This is a genomic window from Ruegeria sp. CDSA236, assembly GCF_059611285.1.
In genome coordinates this window covers 368,829-382,875 of the sequence record NZ_JBXWPG010000002.1, presented here as the reverse complement: position 1 = coordinate 382,875, position 14,047 = coordinate 368,829, and the positions used below count along the sequence as shown (strand labels likewise).

14 protein-coding genes and 1 pseudogene are annotated in these 14,047 nt (G+C 54.4%); 10 read left to right on the top strand and 5 right to left on the bottom strand.

Going from position 1 to position 14,047, the window contains the following annotated elements:
• Positions 1–5: 5 nt before the first annotated feature.
• From AC2FLB_RS05920 to AC2FLB_RS05910, 3 genes are all read left to right on the top strand, one after another.
• Positions 6–410, top strand: coding sequence for a DUF2160 domain-containing protein (locus AC2FLB_RS05920; protein WP_142634713.1), 405 nt, complete (start codon positions 6–8; stop codon positions 408–410).
• A gap of 65 nt (positions 411–475) precedes the next feature.
• Positions 476–871 carry a BlaI/MecI/CopY family transcriptional regulator gene (locus AC2FLB_RS05915; RefSeq protein ID WP_142634715.1) on the top strand — a complete coding sequence of 132 codons (396 nt, stop codon included), beginning with the start codon at positions 476–478 and terminating at the stop codon, positions 869–871.
• The gene (locus AC2FLB_RS05910) at positions 858–1,955 is read left to right on the top strand and encodes a M56 family metallopeptidase (RefSeq protein WP_496708830.1); all 1,098 of its coding nucleotides are present in this window, start codon (positions 858–860) and stop codon (positions 1,953–1,955) included. Before AC2FLB_RS05915 ends, AC2FLB_RS05910 begins: the two co-directional genes overlap by 14 nt.
• Positions 1,956–2,172: 217 nt before the next feature.
• Here AC2FLB_RS05910 and AC2FLB_RS05905 read toward each other — a convergent pair.
• The 5 genes and pseudogenes from AC2FLB_RS05905 to AC2FLB_RS05885 form a co-directional block, all read right to left on the bottom strand.
• Positions 2,173–2,709: pseudogene (locus AC2FLB_RS05905) on the bottom strand (DDE-type integrase/transposase/recombinase).
• Between the two features lie 105 nt (positions 2,710–2,814).
• Positions 2,815–3,816, bottom strand: coding sequence for a hypothetical protein (locus AC2FLB_RS05900; RefSeq protein ID WP_496708829.1), 1,002 nt, complete (start codon positions 3,814–3,816; stop codon positions 2,815–2,817).
• A gap of 70 nt (positions 3,817–3,886) precedes the next feature.
• The gene (locus AC2FLB_RS05895; protein WP_271946204.1) at positions 3,887–4,198 is read right to left on the bottom strand and encodes a MocE family 2Fe-2S type ferredoxin; all 312 of its coding nucleotides are present in this window, start codon (positions 4,196–4,198) and stop codon (positions 3,887–3,889) included.
• A complete protein-coding gene (locus tag AC2FLB_RS05890; RefSeq protein WP_496708828.1) occupies positions 4,198–5,358 on the bottom strand; it encodes a fatty acid desaturase family protein in 1,161 nt (386 codons plus the stop codon). The genes AC2FLB_RS05895 and AC2FLB_RS05890 overlap by 1 nt, the downstream gene beginning before the upstream one ends.
• 76 nt (positions 5,359–5,434) lie before the next feature.
• Positions 5,435–6,463: a LacI family DNA-binding transcriptional regulator gene (locus tag AC2FLB_RS05885; protein WP_496708827.1), complete on the bottom strand. Its 1,029-nt coding sequence runs from the start codon at positions 6,461–6,463 to the stop codon at positions 5,435–5,437.
• Positions 6,464–6,639: 176 nt separating this feature from the next.
• On the opposite strand from AC2FLB_RS05885, the gene AC2FLB_RS05880 reads away from it, so the two are divergent.
• The 7 genes from AC2FLB_RS05880 (at position 6,640) to AC2FLB_RS05850 (ending at position 14,043) form a co-directional block, all read left to right on the top strand.
• On the top strand, positions 6,640–7,368 hold the full coding sequence (locus tag AC2FLB_RS05880) for an SDR family NAD(P)-dependent oxidoreductase (protein WP_496690818.1): 729 nt from the start codon (positions 6,640–6,642) through the stop codon (positions 7,366–7,368).
• 12 nt (positions 7,369–7,380) lie between these two features.
• The gene (locus tag AC2FLB_RS05875) at positions 7,381–8,535 is read left to right on the top strand and encodes a Gfo/Idh/MocA family protein (protein WP_496708826.1); all 1,155 of its coding nucleotides are present in this window, start codon (positions 7,381–7,383) and stop codon (positions 8,533–8,535) included.
• Between the two features lie 10 nt (positions 8,536–8,545).
• On the top strand, positions 8,546–9,460 hold the full coding sequence (locus AC2FLB_RS05870) for a sugar phosphate isomerase/epimerase family protein (protein WP_496690820.1): 915 nt from the start codon (positions 8,546–8,548) through the stop codon (positions 9,458–9,460).
• Positions 9,461–9,505: 45 nt separating this feature from the next.
• Positions 9,506–10,543, top strand: coding sequence for an ABC transporter substrate-binding protein (locus tag AC2FLB_RS05865; RefSeq protein ID WP_496690821.1), 1,038 nt, complete (start codon positions 9,506–9,508; stop codon positions 10,541–10,543).
• A gap of 73 nt (positions 10,544–10,616) precedes the next feature.
• The gene (locus AC2FLB_RS05860; protein ID WP_496694927.1) at positions 10,617–12,101 is read left to right on the top strand and encodes a sugar ABC transporter ATP-binding protein; all 1,485 of its coding nucleotides are present in this window, start codon (positions 10,617–10,619) and stop codon (positions 12,099–12,101) included.
• 74 nt (positions 12,102–12,175) lie between these two features.
• Complete coding sequence (locus tag AC2FLB_RS05855) at positions 12,176–13,039, top strand: ABC transporter permease (RefSeq protein WP_496708825.1); 864 nt, start codon at positions 12,176–12,178, stop codon at positions 13,037–13,039.
• Complete coding sequence (locus AC2FLB_RS05850; protein ID WP_496690824.1) at positions 13,036–14,043, top strand: ABC transporter permease; 1,008 nt, start codon at positions 13,036–13,038, stop codon at positions 14,041–14,043. The genes AC2FLB_RS05855 and AC2FLB_RS05850 overlap by 4 nt, the downstream gene beginning before the upstream one ends.
• The last annotated feature ends 4 nt before the right edge of the window (positions 14,044–14,047 follow it).

The following is a 14,047-nucleotide window of genomic DNA, read 5'->3' as shown; positions in this document are numbered from 1 at the left end:
TCGATATGCGTAAACTGCTTTTGATCCCCTTTCTGATCCCCGGTTCGGCCTTGGCGCAAGCACAGGCCGGGTGGGGAAGTGTGGGTCAGCCCGAAGAAAAAGAGTTTTCCTGGACTGCGCCCTTGTGGCCGGATTTCTGGATGGCGTGGACACCGGCGACCCTGGCCGTATTTGTCGGCATCTTTTCAGCCATCGCGCTGATCGGTCTGCTGGAAGGGTTCAAATACCGCGACGGGATTGAACGGCGCGGCGTTCTGGGCTTGACCACCACATTGGGCGACCGTCTGTTCATCACATTGCTTGGGGCAGCTTACATTTTTCTGGCCTGGTTAGGGCTAGTCGGGCAACCGGTCTGGACACCGCTGTTCCTGTCCATCGGCTGGGGCGTTTTCGTGTTCTGGAAAGTTTAAGCTTTGCGAAACCATCAAAGGATGCTTGTCTGTCAGGCACAGGTAAAATGACGGCACTGGGATCAATGCGAAAGAAAAAGACGACAAACCTGCTGACCGAGGTCGAACTGGAGTTCATGAACGAACTCTGGGCTCTGGGTCAGGGCTCGGTGCGTGATGTACTGGACCGGCTGCCACCAGATCGGAACCTGGCCTATACGTCAGGGGCCACAATCCTTCGCATTCTTGACGAAAAAGGCTTTGTAGAAAGTCGCAAAAACGGCAAGACCTTAAGTTATACGCCGCTTCTGGAAAAGGATAGGTATCAGGCGCGTTCACTGCAGAACCTGTCACGAACCCTGTTCGATGACACACCAGCCACGCTGGTTGCACGGTTGGTAGATGACGCCGGTCTGAGCGAGGCAGATCTTGAGGATATTCGGGCACTGGTAGAGAGGAGACTGCAAAATGACAGCGGTTAAACCGGTTCTCGACGCATTTCTCGAACTGAATCTGGTTCTTGCCCTAGCGGCTATTGTATGGATCGCGGCAAGATACGTGGTTTCAATGACGCAGATGCGACACGGGTTTGTTGCACAGCTACGCGCATTGAAAATTCTGTGTCTTTGCGTCCTGCTCAGCCCCCTTTTGGCAATCGGGGCTGGTTTGGTCATGGCGATGTATTCCGTTGAAGGCGGGGTCGCCATTGGGGATCTTGCGGTTGCCGCCTATCTGCGTGGCGATATCGCCATGCCCGCCACCCAGTTCGAGGCCCTGCTCAATACCCGGCAAAGGTGGATCGAACAGACCCTTTCAGGCGAAAACCCGATTATGTCGGCAATCTTGGTGGTAATGGCGCTCTATTCTGCGGTCTGCATCCTGCGCATTATCCGTGACGGGTTGGCAATCCGAGGCATTGTTCGCTCCAGCTACCTGTGGCGAAGCTCGGAAAAGGTCGATATCCGCCTGTCCGACCGGGTCACAGTCCCCTTCGCCGTTCGCGGTTTGTGGCGCAGGCATGTGGTATTGCCCAGCCATCTGCTCAACACCCCCAGCGATATGCGGTTTGCCCTTGCACACGAGCTGCAACATGTCAGGGCTGCCGATGTTGAATGGGAACTGGGGTTCGAGCTTTTGCGGCCGTTCCTGTTCTGGAACCCGGCATATCTGATTCTCAAGTTTCAATTCGATCGGCTGCGCGAGCTGGCCTGTGATCAATCCGTCGTTTCGCGCCGTGGAATCAACGCGGTCGAATACACCTCCTGCCTGCTGAACTATTGCTCCAATACAGTAATGCGCGGCAGCCCGCGTGTATTGAATGTGGCTTTGGTTAAAGGGGGCAAGGCCAAACGCGTCTTGCGTCAACGTGTGATTGCCCTGGCAGATGCCCCTGCAATCCAACCCACAATGCCTCCTCTGTTCTTTGCCTTAAGCGCAGCTTTTGCTGTGACATTGGCGTTAGGCGCTGCGTCATTGCAGCCTGTAGACGACTGGAGCCATGACAGGTTGATGTTGTCGACCGTTGTGAACCTTGAACGGTTGGAAGCCCGCAATCAGGGCAACTGACCCTTATTCGTGGGAAATATTCTCGAAGGATCTGCAGCGCGACGCACATTCTTGCAGCGAAGCCAATCCGCGTTTGCAGAAGAAAGAAATAGCAGGTTGCTTGGTGAAATAGGCTGAGTGGCGGTGCTGTCAGGCAAATTCGAACCAGTCTCAGTCTAGCTCAGAAAGCTGAAAATTAGGCGAAACTAAACTGGCTCCACGCCGAAAGAGCGGCAGTTCAACTGAGCTTGAACTTGTCGCGTGAGTAAAGCTGCCGTTCATGATTGAAGTGACTATGGACGGAAGTGTCGTCTGCGGCAAAATTTTGCAAACATCACATTTGCCGGAGGCAGAGCATCGCACGTTCTTTTCGCCGACGGAAGATGTGAATACTCAGCAAGATTGTTCTTCCTACGGCCAGTTTCTTGTCCTAACGCATTCCCTATGACTTTCATCGCCGCGTCGTAAGAGTGCAATTTGTCAGTGACGACGAAACCTGGCTGGCCGTATCGTTTCATCGCTTTCTTCGAGGGCCGCAACACGATCCCGGCGGTTCGTGACATAGCTTTCCAAGACCTCGCCTTCATGGTCGGCTGCCCGTCACAGGTAATATTGCTTGCCGTTGATCTTCAATAATAACCTTTTTGAGATGCCGCTAACAGTTCGCGGAACATCGCATCCGATTTATGTGTTTTCGGCTAATTTCTGCAGCACAGATAGGGCCAAACCTATTCAACCAGAATCGAACGTACACGATCACTGCTAGACGAATGATCTCAGGGTTGGTTTTGAAGCAGCAAAAAAGTGAGCGTTTTTGTCATCAAGCGAAGCTACGAAACTGCCCTGCCTGTCTCAAACCAATTTCCCCTACACCACCCGTTCAAATGTTCAGGGCTTGCGGATCGAATGGCACAAGAATCTCCTGATTTTCTGTACCTCGGATCAAAAGTTGGTTTCCCAGAGTTTCAACTGCAATCACCCTGGCTCCACTACGCCAACGAAGCGCCCCGATGACATGTGTAACCTCAACTTGGCGATCGGGGTTTAGATGAATGACGCCGTGATCGTTCGGGAAACTGTTTTCGACCTTTCCCAGGATGGGCGAAGCGGCCCCCTCCTCAACCCCAAGGCAGGCGAAGTGGCGGCTCGACCAAGGAGCATAATATCGACCACCGTTCGAATGCCACAACATCGTCATCGGCAAAGCCTGAGCCGATTTAAGCGACAGGAACATGTCGCCCTCCACGGGGCGAGTTACCGCGGTCCAACCCAATTTCTCATCAGGCGAATCCAATCCAACAACAAAGTCTTCACTCTGTGGAGACCATGGGTAGTTTGACAGATTCACTTCGCGGTCTTTCCCGGGAAAAGACGCCAACGTTTGGCTTTCAGCCGGATATCTAAGCGCTGAATAGCCTAAGGCCGGATCAACTTCCTGTTCAACCTTAGGCGTTCTCCAACACTGCTTTCGAGAGGTTTGAATGATCCCACCATTGGGCAAGGATACATTTGCGTGATTTGCAACCGGCATCGTGCCGTCGCCACCAATGAAAGTGTGACGCTGGTAGACGAATGGATGCTCAGGATGCAGTGTAATCTCTTTTTGCAGCCTAGCTCCATAGACCGTTCTGTCGAGCTCAGCGCGCAAATAGCTGTCGGTCTTTTCTTCTAGTCTCCAACGAGAGTTAGCTGGCCACCCATGCAGCGGCGATGTCCCCTCAGTTGACCCGAATGGGGCGCAGAAGAAATCACCGCCGAGTTTTTCCAAATGAGGTGCTATACCTTCGGGCATAACTTCGTCTGTGCCGACCCAAGGTGCGCGATGTAGTGGTGAAATTTCAGCGTTACCGTCGTACACACTGAAACTCTCGATCAACCCCAACTGCAAATCGAATGAAAGCCGGATGCCTGTTGCGGACAGCTCGATCACAAACCACTCCTAGCCCAAAAAATCATTCCACCAATACCATGACGCGACCATTTCCTACTCTGGTTTCGTAGGTGCGAAGATCTTCGCATACGGGTGCCCTCAAAGCTTTGCCAGTGCGATAGTCGAATAGCCCATTATGCTTGGGGCACTCTATCTCATTGTCCATCACCAGACCGTCCGATAAGTGCACTTGTTCGTGTGTACAGAGGCCGTCGGTGCAATAGAACTCATTGTCCAAACTGCGAACAATCAAGTAGGTTCTACCGTCGTGGTCCCAACGAATGAGATCTTCTTCCTCAACATCGTCTACGGCGCATGCGTCAACCCAAGGCATTACGTTCCTCCTCGATCACCGATTTCTAACCCCGTGTTTCTCTCTGGAACTGCCAAGTGAAAATGTTCCCGATATGGGCGGGCCGTCGGAGGGAGAGACTTTCGTATGGCGTAACTCGGGTCAACACGCTGCTTCATGACGGAACCCATCATTTCTTTGTAGCCGTCCCAAATCGAAGTATTCGGCGGCGGCAGATCATCCTTGATCAGATCATGAAGCACTGGAAGAGAGTAATACGGAACCATCGGGAACATGTGATGCTCAATATGGTAATTCATGTTCCAGTAAACCCAACGGCTTATCGGGTTCATATAAAGTGTACGTGAATTTAAACGGTGATCAAGAACGTTCTCCGCAAGCCCTCCATGCTGAAGCAACCCCGTCATTACAAAATGCCAACACCCATAGACCCGAGGACCTCCGATTAAGAGTATGGGGATCAGGGATTTCCATGCGGCCCCGGAGACAAGCAAAACAAATGAAATCAACAAGACGGCAACGTAGATTGCAATGTGAATCCGCGCCCAAAGGACCGCTTTGGGCCATTGGCTTTCCGGAATGTAATCCCGCTCTTCTTGCGACAAGTTTTCCATCGCATTTCGCGTCAGAACTTTGAGCGAGGTCCACGTTTCAACAATCCCCACAAACGCAAGCGCTTTCAGGACGAGGCTGATCGGGTGCATCCACGCTATTTCCGGATCGCGGCCAACAATGAGTGTATCGGTGTGATGCCGCGCGTGGCTCCAGCGCCAGTTGACCGGGTTTCGCATAATCTGGAAGGACGCGATGTGGTACACGACGTCGTTCATCCAGCGGGTTCGAAACGCCGTTCCGTGTCCGCATTCGTGCCAACGGCTGTCGCAGGCCGAACCATACACGACACCGTATGCAAACCAGAAAGGCACGCAAAGCCAGCTACCCCAGAAGTACAGCCCGCTAGCCGCAAATACAAAGTGCAAAGCGATCCAGATCACTGTGTCACGAATGGCCGGCGCATCCCTGCGCTTCATAAGCGATTTCAGCTTCTTACGAGGAACATCGCTGTGGTACCACTCTGCGGCCGACAGACCGTTTTCTATCGCTTGACGCGTATTCGCACCAGTCAGGGAATAATCCCGAACAGTGAGTTCAGAGCCAATGGGTATGGTCGACTTACTCATTTCCCCTTTCTCCATCGCTCACAGCGCCACCCGCTTCTTCGTTGACTATAGCAAAGGCGCCTGAATTTTGACTTCGCTAATTGGGCGGCGCAGAGCTCGCCCGTGTTACAAGCTCTACGGGGAGCGCTGATTTCATTGGAAGCGCTTTGCCAGTGTTCGCCAACTGGCCCAGCAAAACCTCTGCCGCACGGCGTCCCAGTTGGTGTCGGTCCTGTCGGATTGTTGTCAGAGCCGGAACATAAGATCCTGACATTTCGATATCGTCGAAACCAACAACCGAAATGTCACCGGGCACCTTCAACCCACCCGCGACCAGCCCAGAAATCAACCCAAAGGCAACCATATCCGCAGCGCAGAACACCGCTGTTGGGCGCTCATCCATCGCAAGTATTCGTCTGGCGGCCTCATGTCCGGATTCCAGCGAGAAGTCTCCCCTGATAATCCACTCGGGCCGCGCTGGAAGCCCCAAGCGTGTCCGTTCTTCGACCACGCCCTTACGCCGAGCGGTCGTCAGAACATTCCCGTCGGGACCGGTAACATGCGCGATTTTTTTGTGGCCCAAATCATGCAGGTGCCTGATCGCCAATCGCGCACCTTCGGCGTTGTCGCTGGAAATCACCGGAAAGGCCTCGCCTTCCACCCATTCACACAAAAATACTATGCGGTCGCCGGCGCCGTATGTGACGCATTGCTGAAGTGCGGTCGAAGGAATGCCACCATCCAAAGAGATTGCGCCATCTATCCGGCCGTCTCGAAAGTACCCGGCAAGAGTTTCTTCCTGCAGCGGATTACTTTCGGTATCGGCAATCAGAACTGCATAGTCCGAGCCCGCAAACCCCTCGCTGATACCGGCAAGTATGCCCGAATAGAAAGGTTTGCCGAGGTTGGGAACAAGGATCAGTACGGCCCCCGCCCTTTTCATCCGCAGGTTTCGGGCTGCCTGATTAACGCGATATCCCGTCTCGCGAATAGCTTCCAAAACAGCAACACGTGTTGATTTTGACACCAGATCGGGATTGGACAGAGCTCGACTGACAGTGGCTGTCGACACCTGCGAAACACGTGCGACGTCCTGTATTGTGGCGGGTTTGGGTATCTTGCTCATTGCTTGGCAGTCGATTTCTGGCTTGACTCGAATCTCATGTGATGCCGATTATGTAATCGATTACACAATTTGGAAAGTAGGTATTTTCCAAATGTAATCGTTTGCAGTAACGATTTCTCCAAACGAGGGAACCTGATGGCATCCGAATTCAAACGCAACAAAAGCCGGGTTCTTTGATGGTTTCGAAGGTGACATTCGACTTTGCCGGGGCAAAGGTCCTGGTGATCGGTGCCAGCCGAGCCGGCATTGGTGCCGCTATTGCAAGAGAATTCCAGGACTCGGGTGCCACAGTGGAGATTACCGGTGTGGAACCGCAATGCGTCGAAGAGGACGCCGCCCGGTTTGACTACATTCAACTGGATGTAACCAACACCGAGGAAGTCTACAATTTTGCAGGTGAGCGGGACCATATTGACGTCTTGGTAAACTGTGCGGCGGTGACTCGACGCGGTGAAGAAATGGCACCTGAGTTCTTTTCCCACGTGCTGGACGTAAATCTGACCGGGTCTTTTCGCTGCGCCGAAGCGCTGCACCCTGCCCTTTCGGTCGCGAAAGGGCGCGTCATAAATGTGGCCTCCATGTATGCGCGCTTTGGTTCACCGCTCAACCCAGCCTATGGCGCGTCAAAAGCCGGCGTGGAACAACTAACAAAATCACTGGCGATTGCGTGGGCCAAAGACGGTATTCGGGTGAACGCGATCGCGCCCGGGTTCATCGTGACCGAGCAATCGGCGAAAGCCCGAAAAGACGCCAGTTTCTCAACAGCTGTAGAAGCACGCACACCCTTGGCACGCTGGGGTCACCCAGAAGATATCGCTGGAACAGCCTTGTTTCTCGCATCCGATGCGGCAGCCTTTGTGACCGGTACCTGCGTGATCGTGGACGGAGGGTATTCGGTTGTTTGACAGGAGCGCACGATGAGTGACTTCGCAAAAATCCGCGCTGCGGTGATCGGGACCGGCTTCATAGGAACAGTGCACGTTCAGGCGCTTCGGCGTCTGGGCGTGGACGTAAGAGGTGTTCTTGGGTCATCGCCAGAGCGCGGAAGGGAACGAGCGCGGGCAATGAGCGTAGCCCGGGCTTATGACTCTCTGGAGGATCTGTTGGCGGATGAAAACATCGATATAGTGCACGTAACGACCCCTAACCACGCACACTATCCGCAAGTGAAATCGATCCTAGCTGCGGGCAAACACGTCATCTGCGAGAAACCACTTGCCATGACGTCCGTAGAAAGCGCCGAGATGGTCGACCTAGCCAAGGCTTCTGGCAAGGTTGCAGCGGTTTGTTACAACATTCGCTTTTATCCGCTGAACCAACAAGCCCACGGCATGGTAATGGCCGGGGATCTGGGTGATATCCGTTTTGTTACCGGGCACTACCATCAGGACTGGCTTGCCAAGCCCAACGACTGGAATTGGCGGTTGGAAAGCGAAATGGGTGGTGTGTTGCGTTCGGTCGGTGACATTGGAACGCACTGGGTTGACCTGACGAGCTTTGTCACTGGCTTGAAAGCGGCATCGGTCATGGCGGAACTGGCTACTTTTATCCCGGAACGCCAGAAACCTCTCGGCTCGGTTGAGACGTTTGCCAGCGGAACCGGCGAAACCGAAAATGTGCATATCGATACCGATGATGCTGCTATGATCCTAATCCGTTACGAAAACGGAGCACGCGGCGTGATGAGCACATCCCAAGTGAATATGGGGCGAAAGAACTCATTGCAATGGGACATCGCCGGAGCAAATGCCAGTGCGGCTTGGGACAGTGAAACTCCTGATCATCTGTTCATTGGGCATCGTGACGCGCCCAACCAAACCCTGATGCGTGACTTCACCTTGATGAACGGTCCGGGGATCGCAGCCGCCACCTTGCCGCCCGGGCATGTCGAAGGGTTCGCAGATTCATTCTTCAACTTTTTCCGGGCGGTCTATGCCGACGTCATCGCGGGCGGGCGGCAACAAGGCAGCACATGGGCCACATTTGAGGACGGCCACTACGAGATGCAGTTCTGCGAAGCCGTCGTCAAGTCGGCGAGTGAGAGCCGCTGGGTCGATTTGAGCGAGATTTGAGGGCGATGACATGAAACTGGGCTTACTGACTGCACCATTCGAAAACTCTCAATTGACTGAGGTGGCGGCCTGGGCCGGTTCCAATGGGTTTTCGGCGATGGAGGTCGCCTGCTGGCCATCGTCAGGTGGCGAACAACGGCGCTATGCGGGAACCAGCCACATCAACGTAGATGGCCTTTCCGCGGATCAGGGCAATGAAATTGTCGGGCAACTCGGCGATCAGGGGATCGAGATTTCGGGTCTGGGGTACTATCCCAACCCGCTCCACGCCGATGAAGAGCATCGGGTTGAAGTTATTGGACATCTTAACAAAGTAATCACCGCCGCCGGTGTTATGGGCATCAAAGTTGTCAACACATTCGTCGGCGGAGATCGCACTCTGCATCTAGACGCGAACTGGGAGCGTGCCACCGAAATTTTCGATCCGATCGTGAGGCATGCACAAAACTCTGGTGTGCGTCTGTGCTTTGAGAACTGCCCGATGATCTTCAGCTATGACGAATGGCCCGGGGGTCACAACATTGCTTACTCGCCAAGAATCTGGCGGCGGATTTTTGAAGAATGGGGCGATGCGGTTGGCATGAACTTCGATCCTTCACATCTGATCTGGCAGTTCATCGATCAGACACGGTTCATCAAGGAGTTCGGTCCTCACATGGCTCATGTCCATGCCAAAGACGTGATGGTTGATGAGGACGGGCTTTATGAGAACGGTGTGATGTCTACCGGCATGGGATGGCAAATCCCACGGCTATGCGGGCTGGGCGATGTGGACTGGTCCGGTTTCTTTTCCGGCCTGTATCGCGCCGGATACGACGGTCCGATCATTATCGAACATGAAGACAGATTGTTCGAAGGGACTGACGAAAAGGTCAAGCGGGGTTTTCTGCTGGCCCGGGATGTCCTGTCACCATTCATCAAGTGAAGAAATTATCAAATTTGAAATGACTAAAACTGGGAGGAAACTAAAATGAAGAACCTACTTTATGGTGTTGCTGCTCTTGCAGTTTCAGCGTCTCTTTCAACTGTGGCGTTGGCTGACGGGCACAAGCAATACACAATCGGAGTGTCCAACACCGTTCAAGGTAATGGTTGGCGCGAACAGATGATCTGCGCCATGCGTGCGCAAGCTCTGGTCGAAGCCGATGTGACGAACCTAATCGTTGCGCATCGCAACACCGATTCAGCCGGGCAACTGGAAGACATCAACAACCTCATTGAAGCGGGTGTAGACGCCATCGTGCTGAACCCATCCAACCCCGATGCTTTAAACTCGGCACTGGAAAAGGCGATATCTCAGGACATCGTAGTTGTTGCCGTGGATGCCGGCGTTTCGGCTGAAGGCGCCTACATTCTTTCGAACAATCAAGAAGAATACGCCTATCTTGGCGCCAAGTGGTTGTTTGAACAGCTTGGTGGCAAAGGTGACGTTGTCTATATGCGTGGCATTGCTGGGGTTTCGGCGGATACTGACCGCGACAACGGCTTTAAACGCGCGTTGGCAGAACACCCCGATGTCAATGTGGTGCACGAGGTTTTCACCGGCTGGCAGCAAGATCAGGGCAAGCAACAGATCTTTGATTACCTGGCCACCGGCATCCCGTTTGACGGTGTCTGGACCAGCGGCATCGACAATGTAATCGTCGACGCTTTCACTGAATCCGGCGCTCCCCTGGTTCCGATCGTTGGCGCAGACAACGCAGGATTTGTTCAATATCTGACCGAGGTTGAGGGATTGAACGGCGCGGCAGTGACAAATCCTGGCTCAGTCGGCGGCGCAGGCATTGCTTTGGCTGTCGACATTCTGAACGGCAAGGCACCTGAGAACAAAACCGTTCTTGTAGATCCTGTGCTTTGGGAGAATGCGACGGACGCAGGCCGTGAAACGATCACAGCGGCTCAGAATCCTAACCTTGACCCAGAGTGGCCCGTATCAGTGACCGTTCCCGGCTGGACCGATTACACGATGGAACAAATCATCGACTGTAAGGGACCCGGCGAGGGCTGATCCGAATTGACTGGCCTTCCGCCTTTAGCTGGGCGGAAGGCAAATCCAACCCACTCGGCATTCAAGGACTTCCATGAGCAGCACACCACTTCTCGACGCGTCTGACGTGGCCAAAAGTTTTGGCGCCGTACGGGCGTTGACCAATGCGCACCTCACGGTTGCCGAAGGCGAGATCGTTGCCTTGATGGGCGCAAATGGCGCTGGCAAGTCCACTTTCGTCAAGATCATTACTGGTGCCCTTAAACCCGACGCTGGTCAGGTATTGATCAGAGGCAAACAAGCGTTTGTCGGAAGCCCCGCCGAGGCGCGCCGTTCCGGTTTGGTGCCGGTTTATCAAGAACCCTCACTCATTCCTGATCTCGACGTATCCGACAATCTTCGGCTGACAGACACACCTGTCGATCAGTTTCAAAACTGGGTTACAGAACTTGGCATCGAAGGCCTGAAACTATCGGCAATGATTGGCGACCTGCCACTTGCTACGCTGCGCATCCTCGATCTGGCACGCGCGCTGGCAGTTGAACCAGATGTCCTCTTGCTGGACGAAATGACCGCGGCGCTGCCGACGGATCTGGTTGAACGCGTATTGAAGACCGTAAGGCGCAAAGCAAATGACGGGATGGGTGTGATCTATGTTTCTCACCGTTTCACCGAGATTTCGGAACTGTGCGATCGGGCCACTGTGTTGCGGGATGGCATGTCTGTCGGAGATCTCGACATTGAACCCGGCGTAGAAGAACGCGTGGTCGAATTGATGCTGGGTCAGAAGATTGACATTGGAACACGTCAGATCCTTCGAGCAAATGAACCACAGGCTAAGACACCGCGCCTAGGCATTAAGTCACTGGCTTTTGAGCCCAGTTTCTCGGATGTTTCGTTCGACTTATTCCCCGGCGAGGTCCTAGGGGTGGTCGCGCTTGAGGGTCAGGGGCAGGATGAACTGTTTGAGGTTCTGGCGGGCTTTGATCGCCCGTCTTCAGGATCGATGGAAGTTGATGGAAAGCCCGTAAACTTCGCCCACCCCGCCGACGCCATTGCCGTCGGGATAACTTTCGTTCCGGGCGATCGTTCAGACGCTCTGCTGGCGCAAAGGTCAGTTAAAGAAAACATCGCTCTGCCATTTTCAGCCCGGCTCAAGAACTGGGGACCAATAAAATTGCGGCATGAGCGCGATCGGGTCGCTTATGCGGTTGAGAAACTTCAGATCGACACACGCGCGCAAGGCGAGGTGCAAAGGCTTTCAGGTGGCAACCAACAGAAAGTCACCATTGGTCGCTGGCTCGCGACAGGTGTCGAAACCCTGCTTCTATTCGATCCGACCCGTGGCATCGATGTGCGCACAAAACGCCAGATTTACCCGCTTGTCCGTGAGTTGGCAGATCAAGGAGCGGCGGTTCTATTCTATACGTCCGAGTTGGAAGAAATCCCACTTGCCTGTGACCGCGCGGTCGTAATCTTCAACGGTCGCGTGGTTGACGTGATAGATGCGGCCGACGCGGATGAACAAACACTGATGCGTGCGGCCTATGGCCTGACCGAGACGGAGGGCGCGGCGTGAGCGTGGCCATCCGAAGACACGCATGGGTCATGGGGTTAGCGGTTCTTCTTATGATCCTTTTGACCATCACAAAATTGATACAACCAACTTTCGGTGCGTCAGGACTGGAGAGTATTGCCCGCGCCGCCCTGCCCTTTGCTTTCGCAACCGCCGGTATGGCCATCGTCGTAATCGTCGGCGGTATCGACCTGTCTGTTGCGTCTATGATGGCGGTCTGTGCTGTGACTGCAGCCGTTCTGATGGAGCGCATGGCCGGTGCACCGGCCTTGTTTATCGTGTTGGGGGTCGGGTTTTTGATGGGGTTGATCAATGGTTTTTTGATCGTTGTAACGCGCGTGCCCGATATCGTTGTGACACTCGCCATGCTGTTTGTGTGGGAAGGCGTCGCGCTGTTGATCCTTGAGACACCGGGCGGCGCGACCGCAGATTGGCTGGAACAGGCAATACGCGGTCAGTTTCTATTCGACGGGCTGCCTAAGGCATTGCTTGTCATTGCCTTGGGCATCGCTGTTGTCTGGTTGCCAATCCGGCGCTCCAAACTCGGGCTCTCGATTTACGCCACCGGATCAGACGAGCTTGCCGCCTTCCGCTCTGGTGTTTCAGTGGGAAGAACAAAGATAGCGGCCTATGCGCTATGCGGGTTGTTTTGCGCCATGGGCGGTCTAAGCCTCGCTGCGCTAACAGGGATTGGAGAGCCGGTTCCGGGGCCATATCTTATGGCCTCGGTCGCGGCCGTGGTTCTGGGCGGCGTCGTACTGGGCGGAGGCAAAGGCAGTCTGCTTGGGCCGATCATCGCGGTGTTCATTTTGCGGATCATTCGAACGATCCTGACATTGATGGCCGTCGATCCAAACGTGACCACAATTATCGAAGGCACAATTATGGTTCTCGTCGTTATGTTGGGCACGGCGGCTTCACTAAAGGGATCCCGCCGATGAGCATGGACACCATAGATCCACCGATGGTCCGCTTTGGCCGTTATCTGCGCGACAACCCGATCATCCCGCTATTGGTCTTCCTTGTCCTGATGATCGCTGTGCTGGAAGTATTGCGGCCAGGTATCGTTACCCCGGTCCGAGCAGGTCGGGATGGGCTGATTTCAACCTTTTGGGTTGGCAACCTGATCAAGTTCGCAATTCCATTGGCGATGCTTGCGGCTTGTCAGGTGCTGACAATGCTAACCGCAGGAATTGATCTCTCGGTCGGGGTAGTTGCCACCGTGTCAGCCTTCGTTTGCGCAACACTTAGTGCGATTTGGGGCGTGACACCTGCAGTATTGATCGCGCTGTCAGCTGGCCTAGTTGTGGGCGTTGTAAATGGCATCGGTGTGGGATTGGTCCGGGTCCATCCATTGATCATGACACTGGGATCGGGGTTAATCGCCACCGGATGTCTGCAGGTCTATCAACGCCTCGTTATCAATGCTGGCACCGAAATTCCCGCCTTCCTTGCCTGGCTCGGAACCGGCCGCACCGCTGGAATGCCGAACGGCCTTTTTGTATTCATCCCGTTTGCGCTCTTTATCCTGTGGCTGATGCGCTACACAGGATTTGGTCGGCTGCTGTTCGCCCTAGGCTCCAATGAGCAGGCCGCTAAGCTGTCCGGGGTCCGAGCATGGCAGGTCTATCTGGGGCTCTACGTGCTTTCAAGTTTGATCGCTGCGCTGGCTGGCTTGCTCTATCTCGGCATGATCCGTCAAACTTCGCTGAGCCTTGCCAACCCCTTATTGTTACCCTCTGTCGCTGCGGCGGTGATTGGCGGCACATCAATCTTCGGAGGTCGTGGCAGTTTCGCAGGTGCGATTGTGGGCGCACTTATTCTGCGTGTGCTGGATACTATGCTAACATTGATGCAAATGCCGGAAGGTGCGCGCACGGCCCTGTTTGGGCTGATCATTCTTGCAGTTACCGCACTCTACGTCAGGATCACCGGCACGCGCTAAAGGG

What these genes read in the sequence shown, in the direction of transcription:
- AC2FLB_RS05920 (WP_142634713.1), top strand. Translation starts at nt 6, where the DNA reads ATGCGTAAACTGCTTTTGATCCCCTTTCTGATCCCCGGTTCGGCCTTG.
- AC2FLB_RS05915 (WP_142634715.1), top strand. Translation starts at nt 476, where the DNA reads ATGCGAAAGAAAAAGACGACAAACCTGCTGACCGAGGTCGAACTGGAG.
- AC2FLB_RS05910 (WP_496708830.1), top strand. Translation starts at nt 858, where the DNA reads ATGACAGCGGTTAAACCGGTTCTCGACGCATTTCTCGAACTGAATCTG.
- AC2FLB_RS05895 (WP_271946204.1), bottom strand. Translation starts at nt 4,198, where the DNA reads ATGCCTTGGGTTGACGCATGCGCCGTAGACGATGTTGAGGAAGAAGAT.
- AC2FLB_RS05890 (WP_496708828.1), bottom strand. Translation starts at nt 5,358, where the DNA reads ATGAGTAAGTCGACCATACCCATTGGCTCTGAACTCACTGTTCGGGAT.
- AC2FLB_RS05885 (WP_496708827.1), bottom strand. Translation starts at nt 6,463, where the DNA reads ATGAGCAAGATACCCAAACCCGCCACAATACAGGACGTCGCACGTGTT.
- AC2FLB_RS05880 (WP_496690818.1), top strand. Translation starts at nt 6,640, where the DNA reads ATGGTTTCGAAGGTGACATTCGACTTTGCCGGGGCAAAGGTCCTGGTG.
- AC2FLB_RS05875 (WP_496708826.1), top strand. Translation starts at nt 7,381, where the DNA reads ATGAGTGACTTCGCAAAAATCCGCGCTGCGGTGATCGGGACCGGCTTC.
- AC2FLB_RS05870 (WP_496690820.1), top strand. Translation starts at nt 8,546, where the DNA reads ATGAAACTGGGCTTACTGACTGCACCATTCGAAAACTCTCAATTGACT.
- AC2FLB_RS05865 (WP_496690821.1), top strand. Translation starts at nt 9,506, where the DNA reads ATGAAGAACCTACTTTATGGTGTTGCTGCTCTTGCAGTTTCAGCGTCT.
- AC2FLB_RS05860 (WP_496694927.1), top strand. Translation starts at nt 10,617, where the DNA reads ATGAGCAGCACACCACTTCTCGACGCGTCTGACGTGGCCAAAAGTTTT.
- AC2FLB_RS05850 (WP_496690824.1), top strand. Translation starts at nt 13,036, where the DNA reads ATGAGCATGGACACCATAGATCCACCGATGGTCCGCTTTGGCCGTTAT.